Annotated in this window: 11 protein-coding genes; 1 reads left to right on the forward strand and 10 read right to left on the reverse strand. The window is 40.4% G+C overall.

Features of this window, described 5'->3' with window-relative positions:
- Nucleotides 1–68 precede the first annotated feature (68 nt).
- From MHI04_RS19445 to MHI04_RS19455, 3 genes are all read right to left on the reverse strand, one after another.
- On the reverse strand, nt 69–389 hold the full coding sequence (locus MHI04_RS19445) for a YerC/YecD family TrpR-related protein (RefSeq protein ID WP_004225717.1): 321 nt from the start codon (nt 387–389) through the stop codon (nt 69–71).
- A 15-nt stretch (nt 390–404) separates the two neighbouring features.
- Nucleotides 405–1,466 carry a DUF3048 domain-containing protein gene (locus MHI04_RS19450; protein WP_271911029.1) on the reverse strand — a complete coding sequence of 354 codons (1,062 nt, stop codon included), beginning with the start codon at nt 1,464–1,466 and terminating at the stop codon, nt 405–407.
- Nucleotides 1,467–1,529: 63 nt separating this feature from the next.
- Nucleotides 1,530–3,251: an adenine deaminase C-terminal domain-containing protein gene (locus MHI04_RS19455; RefSeq protein ID WP_036123472.1), complete on the reverse strand. Its 1,722-nt coding sequence runs from the start codon at nt 3,249–3,251 to the stop codon at nt 1,530–1,532.
- 196 nt (nt 3,252–3,447) lie between these two features.
- On the opposite strand from MHI04_RS19455, the gene MHI04_RS19460 reads away from it, so the two are divergent.
- On the forward strand, nt 3,448–3,876 hold the full coding sequence (locus tag MHI04_RS19460) for a YgaP-like transmembrane domain (RefSeq protein WP_249663929.1): 429 nt from the start codon (nt 3,448–3,450) through the stop codon (nt 3,874–3,876).
- 113 nt (nt 3,877–3,989) lie between these two features.
- On the opposite strand, the gene purD is transcribed toward MHI04_RS19460, so the two are convergent.
- From purD to purQ, 7 genes are all read right to left on the reverse strand, one after another.
- The gene (gene purD / locus MHI04_RS19465) at nt 3,990–5,246 is read right to left on the reverse strand and encodes a phosphoribosylamine--glycine ligase (RefSeq protein ID WP_036123475.1); all 1,257 of its coding nucleotides are present in this window, start codon (nt 5,244–5,246) and stop codon (nt 3,990–3,992) included.
- 81 nt (nt 5,247–5,327) lie between these two features.
- Entirely contained in the window at nt 5,328–6,854 is a 1,527-nt protein-coding gene (gene purH, locus MHI04_RS19470; RefSeq protein WP_342535107.1) for a bifunctional phosphoribosylaminoimidazolecarboxamide formyltransferase/IMP cyclohydrolase, read from the reverse strand.
- Between the two features lie 113 nt (nt 6,855–6,967).
- Complete coding sequence (gene purN / locus MHI04_RS19475; RefSeq protein WP_342535108.1) at nt 6,968–7,537, reverse strand: phosphoribosylglycinamide formyltransferase; 570 nt, start codon at nt 7,535–7,537, stop codon at nt 6,968–6,970.
- On the reverse strand, nt 7,537–8,592 hold the full coding sequence (gene purM, locus MHI04_RS19480; RefSeq protein WP_330493942.1) for a phosphoribosylformylglycinamidine cyclo-ligase: 1,056 nt from the start codon (nt 8,590–8,592) through the stop codon (nt 7,537–7,539). Before purM ends, purN begins: the two co-directional genes overlap by 1 nt.
- A 92-nt stretch (nt 8,593–8,684) precedes the next feature.
- Nucleotides 8,685–10,109 carry an amidophosphoribosyltransferase gene (gene purF, locus MHI04_RS19485; RefSeq protein ID WP_058844201.1) on the reverse strand — a complete coding sequence of 475 codons (1,425 nt, stop codon included), beginning with the start codon at nt 10,107–10,109 and terminating at the stop codon, nt 8,685–8,687.
- Nucleotides 10,085–12,319, reverse strand: coding sequence for a phosphoribosylformylglycinamidine synthase subunit PurL (gene purL, locus MHI04_RS19490; protein ID WP_342535109.1), 2,235 nt, complete (start codon nt 12,317–12,319; stop codon nt 10,085–10,087). Before purL ends, purF begins: the two co-directional genes overlap by 25 nt.
- Nucleotides 12,306–12,989 (reverse strand): phosphoribosylformylglycinamidine synthase subunit PurQ, encoded by a 684-nt coding sequence (gene purQ, locus MHI04_RS19495; protein ID WP_054611985.1) that lies wholly within the window; start codon nt 12,987–12,989, stop codon nt 12,306–12,308. The genes purL and purQ overlap by 14 nt, the downstream gene beginning before the upstream one ends.
- Between the last annotated feature and the right edge of the window lies 1 nt (nt 12,990).

Genomic DNA, 12,990 nt, shown 5'->3' on the forward strand with positions numbered 1-12,990 from the left:
ATAGCTTATGATTCACGACAAAAAAATGAAAAAGACTGAGCAGAACTTCTACCCAGCCTCTTTCCCTACTATTCTTTTGGTGCTTGAAACGGTTTTTCATCAGGATACAAACGACCTAACATTTCATCATATGTATCATTCCCATAATCGAAGCAGCGACGCACACGTGAAATAGTTGCTGTACTTGCTCCTGTTTCCTTTTTAATGGATTCATAGGTTTTCTTCAAACGCAATAAATGTGCAACCTCAAAGCGTTGTGCCAACGATTGAATTTCACTAATCGTACATAAATCATCAAAAAACTTATAGCATTCTTCGATGTCTTTCAACTCTAACACGGCTTTAAATAATTGATCTGTTTGATGCCCCCGGATTTTTTCGATTTGCATGCAATTTTCCTCCCTTTAAGGCTGCGTTTTCACCATTGCTTGTAACCCTGGTGAAGATGGTACGAAATGAACCCACGACTTTCCTGGTACAAGCTTTACAGGCTCCCCTGATTGCTCTACAGCCATTGGTATTCCATTAACGTTCGTCCATTCGACTTCCCTCAAATAGCCATTTTGAAATACATACGCATTTCCACCAGACGTTAAATCAATTGCTTGGCGACCAACATCATCAATGGTTTGATGGTCCATTTCAAAAAATAGTACATTTGCCAATGATACTGTTTCGCCTGTTAACATATCCTTTGTGTCCACGCCAGCCGATTGTCGTTCATAGTGATTACTTTGATGATCATACACATACGAGTTGTGGAAATCTTCATTCTTTCCATAGTAAATATCAACTTGACTTGTTTCAATGCCTATTTTACCACGTTCATCGGGTTCATAAAAAGTCTGAAGTACTTTTTCACTGTAATTCATTGAAGCGCCTACCATTTCAGCACCTTTTAGGATGTTTTCGGATGTAATATATGAATTATGCGGAGCCACACGGTCCCTGGAACGACTAAAAAGTATACCATCATAAGCCATTCCATTGATATGATCGACGATACGATGATCGAGCATCGTTTTTGCCTCTGGACTATAGCCATGTGCTACATAAAAAGCATCAAATCCCTTTGCCATATCAATGAAATAGGAGCGTGCACTTCGAACTGGACCAATATTTTCAGGTAGCTCACTTTGGTATATTGCTAAAAAGCGTGTCACATTGCCTTCCGCAAGCATTTCATAAATGACATCTGCATCAGCCAATCCAGATTGTGGACGTGCTGCTGGATGATTATTAATTGTGACCATAATAGGCCGCTGTGTAATTTCTTCTAGCACAGCCTCCCCAGTGAGTGGAGCCACGAATTTGGGTTGTTGAACAGGCTCCTCCCCAACCGTTTCCTCCTCCACTATAGAGTCATCGTCTTCTTTTACTTTTGGTGTATCCTTTGAACATCCACCGATCAACAAAGCACTAAATGCCATTGCAATCCATAATTTCTTTGATTTGAACACAAGCATACCTCTCCTTTGAACACTTACACATGACGGCAATTGTTTAAACAGCTGAAACACTTTCATTAATTAGCGCATAACAGCAGGTAATAATAACTTATTCTTCATCACATCGAAAATCCCTTTTGGTGTGATACGAATATATGGTAAATGAGTGGATTGTAAAAATAATAACGTGTAAATAGCATCTCCTAATTGATAACCTCGATCTGCTAAAGCTTGTTTTAAAGCATTTTCTTTCTCCGTTAATGCAAGTACGTCTCCATCATATAAAAGTCCACCGATTGTTAATGGGATGTCCGCTATCACTTCTCCTTTTTCGACTAGGACAATTCCACCATTTCTAGCCTTCATTTCTTCGAAAGCTTTGATCATATCTTCTTTGTTTTTTCCAATTAGCAAAATATCGCCTGTGTTTGAATAGGAGGATGCAAAGCCTTGAACATCTGTCGCAAATCCTTTAATCATCGTATTCACATGCCAGTTACCTTCCCGGTTAAGGAGCATTAAATAGCACTCGTCATGATTCGCCAGTTGCCCTTCTCTAGTTATGAAAGAGTTATAAGGCTTTGTAATAACATCATTGACTAACTGAATACCAAAGGGCATTGAAAACTGAAAATCTTGTGAATCTAATGAAAAATCTAAATCTAATGCTGGGATTGCAGAATAATCAACTGATGCAAATTTATGCACACGTTCTCCATCACGCTTCAACCAAACACCCTTCGATAAGACACTTTCAGGAACAGGATGATATTCATCTTGTAAAATATTCAGGGAAGCGAAGCGACCTGTCGCGATAAACCCATGTAAATTAGACATATTATAATAGCGTGCCACATTATAAGAAGCCATTTGATAGGCATCGATTGGAGATACTCCTGCATCTAAGGCTGCCTGAATACATTTATCCATCACACCATCCTCATGGAATGAAGGTGGTGAGCCATCTGTTGTCATCATTAAATGATCAAAAATAGGAAGTTCTTTTTCTACTATTCCTTTTAGCAGATGTGGTAAATCTGGACGAATGGAAGAATAACGTAATGTTACTGCATAGCCCTGCATAATGCGCCGCTCTACTTCCTCCACTGTCATTGCCTCATGGTCCCCATCAGCACCAAGCAGTTTCATGCGTGCTAAAGTTCTTTCTGAAGCTCCTGGGAAATGTCCTTCAATTTTTTTCCCAAGCCCCTTCGCCATTTGCATACGATAAAGCATTTGATCATCGCCATGCAGCAGCTTAGGCCAGCCTGTCAACTCTCCACCAAGCAAGACATCACTTCGCTCTAGCCATTCCAATATGGACGTATTAGAGAAAACTTCTTCCTCTTGCTCCAGTTCAGTTTGTGAATCAAAGCGAGTCCACCAATAAAAAGAAAACGGTAGCTTTTTCAAGTTATCCAAAATTGAAAACGCTTTCTTATTTTCTAAATTTAAAACAAAACTTAAATTATCGGAAATAAAAGCTGTTGTTCCAAGCTGACCACAAAAATCTGCAAATGACTGTGGATGATAAAGCTGGAACGGATGGACGTGTGGTTCAATATAGCCTGGTACAATTGTTTTCCCTGTACAATCCACCACTTCTGTTCCTTCTAATAAAGGAGGCATTCTGTCACCAGCATAGACAATGCGATCTCCTAAAATCCAAATGTTTCCTACTACAAATTGTTTCAGCATACTATGCAAATAACGTGCATTTTTCAACACGATATCTGGTGCCTTTTTCCCATCGATTACTGCTAATTGCTGTCGTAACTTTGTTATTTTCCATACTGGATCCATGCTATTCGCTCCTTCCTAATTTACGTAATTTTTCATTGTGTAAATCCAACTTGAAATCACATACTACTACTGCATAATCGCATACTTTCATAAAAATTATGCTTTATGCAATCATCTTGTTTCAATCGTAACACAGCACTTTCATAAAGCAAAGTGCACCTCGCTTAATTTTTCCACAATGACTAAAGGAGGAAGTATGATGATGCAGCAAGCAAATTTAAGCGAAAAAAATGCATTTTGTCGTTTTGCAATGGGTACAAGTTTGACAGCATTTGGTATCGCTAAAGTTTCTAGAGATCCTAATTGTACAAAAGGTCGATTAATGATTGCATTAGGTGCCATGAAAATGGCTGAGGGACTCTTTAAATATTGTCCAACAAAGGCGCTCTTAAGCTCCAATATGCAAAATGCCATGAACACCTCTATGCAAAGTATGTTCAGCGGGCAAAATTCTATGTCTTCTGAACAAATCGATAAACTCATGAAGGATTTTTCCTCTGCTATATCTGGTAATTCTTCAGGTTCACAAGCTACCGCTTCAAAACAATCTGACACCAGCACTTCAACTCAAAATTCCTCAAATAGTAGCGATTCTTCAACGAATAAAGCTCAAAATCCTTCTTAGTCAAAGGAGCCGTCCCAATCTATTATTGAGACGGCTCTTACCTCTTACGTTTGAAACAACAAGAGGTTTCAAAAGATGATTAAAAATATTTTAAAATTTAGTGAAAATAACAATTACTTAAATGTACGCCAGCCAATATCTTGACGGAAGAAAAAGTGATCCCATGTTTCTGTAGCAATTCCAGCGTATACCTTTTCCTGTGCTTCCTGCAAAGTAGGAGCTTTGGCAGCAACTAACAGGACACGGCCACCATTACCAACAAATTGGCCATCCACTAATTTTGTACCTGCATGGAATACTGCATGGGATGTGGAAAGTGCCTCTAAATTCGGTAATGCTTTGCCTTTTTCAACGTCACCAGGATAGCCTTCTGCTGCAATGACAACACCAAGCATCGCTTCTTCTGACCATTGTAAATCAAATGGCTGTTCATCCATTAAAGCCATCATAAATGCCCCAAAATCAGAAACCATACGCGGTAACACTACTTGCGTTTCTGGATCACCAAAACGAGCATTAAATTCTATAACCTGAGGACCTTTCTTTGTTAAAATTAACCCAGCATATAAAATACCTGTAAAGGAAGCACCATCAGCATCCATCCCTCTAACAGTAGGTTCTACAATTGTATGATATGCAAGATCAACTACTTCTTGAGAGATTTGTGGTACAGGCGAGTATGCACCCATGCCTCCAGTGTTTGGTCCTTTATCACCGTCATAGGCACGTTTATGGTCTTGTGCAATAACCATTGGATAAATTTGTCCTTTATGTACAAAGGACATAAAGGAGAACTCTTCTCCGTCTAAAAATTCTTCAATGACAACACGTGAAGAGGAATCACCAAAGCGTTGATTGCCAATCATATCCTCGACAGCTTCAATTGCTTCTTCCTCTGTCATGGCCACAACAACACCCTTACCAGCCGCTAAACCATCTGCTTTAATGACAATAGGCGCCCCTTGTTCTTGAATATAAGCGATCGCTTTTTCTGCTTCAGTAAACGTTTCATGTGAGGCTGTAGGAATATTATATTTATTCATCATTTCTTTCGCATAGGATTTGCTACTTTCGATTTGAGCTGCAACCTTTGAAGGGCCAAAAATACGTAAACCTCTAGCTGTAAAGAAATCAACAATGCCTTCAGCAAGTGGCTGTTCTGGGCCAACAAATGTTAACGCAATATCATTTTCCTTGGCAAATTGAGCAAGACCTGCGAAATCCATTGTATCAATAGCTACAACTTCTATTTCGCCTCCCATTCCATCATTGCCTGGCGCTACAAATACTTTGTGAACCGATGGAGAAATGCTAAATTGTTTAGCGATTGCATGCTCACGACCGCCGCTTCCGATTACTAATACATTCATTTTAGAGAATCCTCCTATTTGTAAGTAAGACCGAGATGAACCAGCATCTCGGTCTGTTTTGTTTCTTATATGTTTTATTAATTAGTGTTTAAAATGGCGTACGCCTGTGAATACCATAGCAATTCCATATTCATTTGCTTTATCAATGGAATCTTGATCTTTAATCGAGCCACCTGGTTGAATAATAGCAGTAATTCCTGCCGCTGCTGCTGCTTCAACAGTATCACTCATTGGGAAAAATGCGTCTGATGCTAGTGCAGCACCTTTTGCTTTTTCTCCAGCTTGCTCAAAGGCAATTTTAGCAGCACCTACGCGGTTCATTTGACCTGCACCAACACCAAGTGTCATTTGGGAATCTGTTACAACAATCGCATTCGATTTAACATGTTTGACAACTGACCAACCAAGCTGTAATGCTTCCCATTCCTGTTTTGTTGGTTCACGATCTGTCACTACTTTAATATCTGCATTGCCAAAACCATAGCGATCCGGCTCTTGTACAAGAAGGCCACCTTCAACAGATACTACGTTGAATTGATCTTGTTTTGCTTGCTCAAATGGAATAGTTAGTAAGCGAATATTTTTCTTTTGCGTTAAAATGTCTAACGCTTCTTGTGAGAATGCAGGTGCAATAATGATTTCTAAGAAAATGTGACTTAACTTTTCAGCAGTTGCTGCATCTACTTCCATATTTAACGCGATAATACCACCAAAAATAGATGTTGAATCTGCTTCATAAGCTTTATCGAATGCTGCCTCTAATGTAATACCTGTACCAACGCCACATGGATTCATATGCTTTACTGCTACAGCAGCTGGCATTTCAAATTCTTTGACGATTTGTAGTGCTGCATTACCATCTTGAATATTGTTGTAGGATAACTCTTTCCCATGTAATTGTGTAGCATAGGCCAATGAGAAGTCTGAGCCAAGACGTTTTTGGTAGAAAGCCGCTTTTTGGTGCGGGTTTTCTCCATAGCGTAAATTTTGCTTTAACTCATATGTCATCGTTAAGCTCTCTGGGAACTCTTCTTCTGTCAGGTAGTTCGAAATATAAGAATCATAAGCGGCTGTGTGACGGAAAACTTTCGCAGCTAATTGACGACGTGTTTCAATTGTAGTTGCGCCGTTTGCTTTTAGTTCTTCTAATATTGTTGCATAGTCATTGCTATCCACGATTACTGTTACATATTGATGGTTTTTTGCAGCAGAGCGTAACATTGTTGGGCCACCGATATCAATGTTTTCAATTGCATCATCCCATGTTACATTAGGCTTTGAAATTGTTTCAACAAATGGATATAGATTAACACAAACAATCTCAATTGGCTCAATTCCATGCTCGTTCATTTGTGCTTGATGAGAAGCATCGTCAAACTTTCCTAATAGACCACCGTGGATCATTGGATTTAATGTTTTCACACGACCATCTAAAATTTCTGGGAACTTCGTTACTTCATCTACTGCCGTTACAGCCACCGCATTATCCTGTAACATTTTTTTCGTACCGCCAGTTGATAAAATTTCATAACCTAATGCTACTAATTCCTTTGCAAATTCTAAAATACCATCTTTATTGGAAACACTGATTAATGCACGTTTTGTCACAACAATATCCTCCTAATTTTTATCGTGCTTACCACGAACTGACTTGCTTCTATAAGATTAATAGAGTTAGGTCTTACTTGTTGAGTAAGGTTCTCGACCTAACTCCTCTTCAGTTATTGTAATAATTGCCGTAAAGCCTTTGTATATAATAGATGCTCTTGCTTATGAATTTCAGCTTCTGTTGCCTCTCGATTTCCTTCAATGACAGGTACAGCAGCCTGTGCGATAATCGGACCAGTATCCATTCCTTCATCAACAAAATGCACTGTTACCCCTGTAATCTTTACACCATGATTGATTGCCTGACCAATGGCGTCCTTCCCGGGGAATGCTGGCAATAAGGAAGGATGGATATTAACAATTCGTTGCGGAAAGGCTGCTAATAATACGTCACTAATTAAACGCATATACCCTGCAAGCACAATCCATTTCACATCGCATTCATGTAAAGCATCGATAATGGCTGTCTCATAAGCTGCTTTTGATGCAAACTCTTTTGGATTTAATGCTAACACTGGAATCCCCAAATTTTCAGCACGTGTCACTACAAACGCACCGGGCTTATCTGTCACCACTAGTTCAATCTTTGCATCCAGTTCTCCACTTCCGATCGCCTCTTGAATGGCTTGAAAATTACTCCCGCTGCCTGATGCGAACACGGCGATTTTTGTTGGTGCAGTCATTACACTAAACTCCCATCATGTGAGCCATTAAACACTACTCCGTCGCCTTTGATAACACGTCCGATTGGATAAGCCTTTTCACCATTTGCTTCTACTGCTGCCATTACTTTCTCAGCTTCAGCTACTGGCACAGCTATTACAAAACCAATCCCCATGTTAAAGACATTATATAGATCTTTATCTTCTAACTGGCCTTTATCTTTTAGGAATTCAAAGATACGTAATACTGGCCAAGAACCTAAGTCGATTTCCGTTGCTAATCCTTCTGGCATCATACGCGGTAGATTTTCATAGAAACCTCCACCAGTAACATGAGCACAACCATGTACATCTGCTGCCTTTAAAGCTGCTAATACTGGCTTAGCATATAGCTTTGTTGGCACGAGAAGAGCCTCCCCGATCGGTCCTAAATCTTCATAGCCTTCAACAATGGCATCCACCGTATATTGCTGATCTGCAAAAACAATTTTTCGCACTAAAGAATAACCGTTTGAATGTACACCACTTGATGCAATCCCAATAAGCACATCGCCTTCAACGATTTTTTCACCTGTCACAATGGCAGACTTTTCACAAGCACCTACTGCAAACCCTGCTAAATCATATTCGTCTTCTTCATAAAGACCAGGCATTTCTGCAGTTTCGCCACCAATTAGTGCTGCACCAGATTGCACACAGCCATCTGCAACACCTTTAACAATTTGTTCGATTTTTGCAGGCTCTGCTTTTCCAAGCGCTACGTAATCTAAAAAGTACAGTGGCTCTGCTCCTTGAGCAACAATATCATTGACACACATTGCTACACAATCCACACCAATTGTATCGTGCTTATCTACCATGAACGCTAGTTTTAGCTTTGTTCCAACACCATCTGTCCCTGAAATAAGAACAGGTTCTTTAAGATTTAGTTTTGACAAGTCAAACATGCCACCAAAGCCACCGAACGTTCCCATTACACCTAAACGGTTCGTACGTTCAACATGAGACTTCATTCGTTTTACAGCTTCATAACCCGCTTCAATATTTACACCTGCTTGTTCATATGCCTTTGACACGCAGAGTTCCTCCTTATCATCCAAATCGCCTCAGTACCCTAGAAGTCTTTGTATAGCCTTCTACCGATCACCAATCCGTTGCGATGTTTTTCTTAACGTAATAGTTCTTTTTCATGTGGTAAGATGGTATCCGGGAAAATCTCTGTTGGATATTTGCCTGTAAAGCATGCTAAGCATAGCCCACGATTGTCATCTTCATATGGTCGTGCAATTGTCTCTACCATGCCCTCAACAGAAAGGAACGTAAGAGAATCTGCACCGATTGCATCACGAATTTCATCTACTTTATGACTAGAGGCAATCAGCTCTTCATGTGTGGAAGTATCAATGCCATAATAACAAGGATTTGTCATTGGCGGTGAAGAGATCACAACATGAACTTCTGCTGCACCAGCATCTTTTAACATTTTGACAATACGACGTGATGTTGTACCACGCACAATTGAATCGTCCACCATTACTACACGTTTACCCTTTACAACTTGAACAACTGGTGACAGTTTCATTTTTACACCACGTTCACGTAATTCCTGTGTTGGCTGAATAAACGTACGACCAACATAGCGGTTTTTAATAAGACCTAATTCATAAGGGATGCCACTTTCTTCTGCAAAACCAATCGCTGCTGAAATACTTGAATCAGGTACACCCGTTACTACATCAGCCTCAATATGCGCACATTCACGGGCAAGTTGTTTCCCCATACGCTTACGCGCCATATGAACATTAATGCCATCAATATCTGAATCAGGACGAGCTAAATAAACATATTCCATCGCACACATCGAACGCTTTTCCATATCAGCAAAGCGATCCGATTTTACACCCTCATCATTAATAATGATGAGCTCTCCTGGCTCCACAGAACGAACGAATTCTGCACCAATTAAATCAAATGCACAAGTTTCAGAAGCTACCACCCAGCCATCTCCAAGCTTTCCAAGAGATAATGGACGTAAACCATGTGGATCACGTGCAACAAGCATTTCATCCTTTGTCATAATTAAGAAAGAATACGCACCCTTTAATAGAGAAAGGGCATTTTTCACCTTTGCACGGAATGGTGAATGCGAGCTTTTCTTAATAAGATGCGCCAGCACTTCTGTATCAGAGCTAGAATGGAAAATACTTCCTTGTCGTTCTAGATACTGTTTTAAATGTGTCGCATTGACTAAGTTACCGTTATGGGCAATTGAAAGGCTACCAGTTGAGGAGTGGAATAATAGTGGCTGTACGTTTTCAATACCGCCGCCACCAGCAGTCGTGTAACGAACATGAGCAATAGCCGCTTTGCCGTTGACTGCTTTTAATTTATCTTCGTTGAAAACATCATTAACTAGTCCTTCGCCTTTCACCGCGCGAAGATGCTGTCCATCTGAAACGACAATTCCAGCCCCTTCTTGTCCACGGTGTTGAAGAGCATGTAGCCCGTAATAGCTAAGGTGTGCTGGACTTGGGTTACCCCAAATACCAAACACCCCACATTCTTCGTTTAAGCCTCTGAGTTCAGCAAGCATGGGATTGCTCCTTTCCAATTAGAACGGAATTCCTCCACTGTACCTTCTACAAGCACACCTTTGTCCCCGTTGATTTTAACAAGTGCATCATTTGTTACGACACCAATTTGGTGAGCATCTTTGATGATTTCTACAAATGCAGCAGCATTTTCTTCTTTGACAGTTACAACAAAACGAGATTGACTTTCGCTGAATAATGCAGTTGTAGCAGATCCTGCTAATGTTACTTCAACACCAAGACCGTTTGCACCGAATGTTGTCTCAGTAATAGCGACTGCAAGACCACCCTCTGCAACGTCATGGGCAGATTGTACAAGACCAGCTTTAATCGCCTTTAATAAAGCTTGCTGACGTACCGCTTCCACTTCTAAATCTATAGCTGGCGCTTTTCCTGAAATAACGCCATTATTTAATAGTTTTTGTAGCTCTGAACCACCGAATTCAGTTTTTGTCTCACCAATGACAAAGACAAGATCTCCTGCAGCTTTTACATCCTGTGTAGTTACATGAGCTAAATCTTCGATAAGACCAACCATACCAATTGTTGGTGTTGGATAAACAGCTTCACCTGAACGCTCATTATAAAGAGAAACGTTACCACCGATTACTGGTGCATTTAATGCCGTACAAGCAGCAGAAATACCATCAGCAGATTTTTCAATTTGCCAGAAGATTTCTGGTTTCTCTGGATTACCAAAGTTTAAGCAGTCTGTAATCGCAAGTGGCGTACCACCCGTTGCCACGATATTACGTGCTGCTTCAGCTACTGCGATAGCTCCACCCACTTCTGGATCTAAATAGATATAGCGAGAGTTACAGTCCGTTGTCATCGCTAAACCTTTATTTGTCCCACGTACACGAATAACAGCAGCGTCAGACCCAGGCTTCACAACTGTCGATGTACGTACTTGATAATCGTATTGATCGTATACCCACTCTTTAGAAGCTATTGTTGGAGCTTGTAATAAAGCATTTAAAGTTTCTTTATAATCCGTCACAACTGGTTCTGCGTTCTCGATTGCTTGGAACTCAGCATAGTATGCAGGTTCAGCAGATGGTTTATGATAAACAGGAGCATCTTCTGCTAACGCATCAGCAGGTACTTCTGCCACTACTTGTCCTTTGTGTAAAAGGCGAAGCATTTTATCATCCGTTACTCGACCGATTGCTACAGCATCTAAATCATATTTATCAAAAATCGCTTTAATTTCATCTTCACGACCTTTTTTCACCACTAATAACATACGTTCTTGAGACTCAGATAACATCATTTCGTACGCTGTCATACCTGTCTCACGTTGAGGCACTAAGTCTAAATTCATTTCTACACCAGAGCCTGCTTTTGAAGCCATTTCTGCTGATGAAGAAGTAAGACCAGCTGCACCCATATCTTGAATACCAACTAGAGCATCAGATTTTACAACTTCTAAACATGCTTCTAGTAAAAGTTTCTCCATGAATGGGTCCCCTACTTGTACTGCTGGACGTTGGTTATCTGATTCCTCTGTTAATTCCTCAGAGGCAAATGTTGCACCATGAATTCCGTCACGACCTGTTTTCGCACCGACATACATAACTGTATTGCCGACACCCGCAGCAATACCACGTTGAATATCTTGATGGTCAATTAAACCGACACACATTGCATTAACAAGTGGATTACCTTCATAGCAAGGGTCAAATTGAATCTCGCCACCAACGGTCGGAATTCCGATGCAGTTACCATAACCTGCGATACCCGCAACAACTTCTTCAAAAAGATATTTACCACGTGCTGATTTTAATTCACCAAAACGTAATGAATTTAGCATGGCAATTGGACGTGCACCCATGGAGAAAACGTCACGGATAATACCGCCAACACCTGTTGCAGCTCCTTGATAAGGTTCGATTGCAGATGGATGGTTATGTGATTCCATTTTAAATACTACTGCCTGTTCATCACCAATATCGACAATACCCGCACCTTCACCTGGACCTTGTAATACTTGTGACCCTTTTGTCGGGAACTTACGTAGTACTGGCTTTGAATTTTTGTAAGAGCAGTGCTCAGACCACATTACTGAGAAAAGACCTGTCTCTGTCCAGTTAGGTAGACGTCCTAAAATACCTTCTACCATTGCAAATTCTTCGTCTGACATCCCCATACCAGCGTATAGCTTTTCATCCTTAATTTGCTGTGCTGTTGGCTCAAACTTAGTTGTTGACATGATTTTCCCTCCACTGCTTCACAATTGATTTGAATACTGCTAGACCGTCTGCGCCGCCCACCAATGCATCAACAGCTCGCTCTGGGTGTGGCATCATCCCTAATACATTGCCGCGCTCGTTTATAATCCCTGCGATATCTTCTAAAGAACCGTTTGGATTGTCACCTGAGTATGTGAATACGATTTGATTATTATCTTTTAGTGATTGTAAAGTTTCCTCGTCACAGTAGTAATTACCTTCACCATGTGCGATTGGAATATTGATGATTTGACCTTGCTCATATTGATTTGTGAATAATGTATTGTTGTTTTCCACTTTTAGCTGTACTGTACGGCACATAAATTTTAAGTTTTTATTGCGTAGTAAAGCCCCTGGTAATAAACCAGCTTCCGTCAGAATTTGGAAGCCATTACATACACCTAATACAGGTTTACCAGCATCTGCTGCTTTCTTAACCTCTGCCATAATGTTAGATTGATTAGCCATTGCACCACAACGAAGGTAGTCCCCATAGGAGAATCCTCCAGGTACTAATACGCCATCAAAGCCACTTAGATCTGTTGCTGTATGCCATACATATTCTACTTCTTCACCTAGCTCGTCTTTAATCGCATGATACATATCGATGTCACAGTTTGACCCAGGGAATACGAGTACTGCGAATTTCATG

This window comes from Lysinibacillus sp. FSL K6-1151, assembly GCF_038630755.1.
Classification (GTDB): Bacteria; Bacillota; Bacilli; order Bacillales_A; family Planococcaceae; genus Lysinibacillus; species Lysinibacillus fusiformis_D.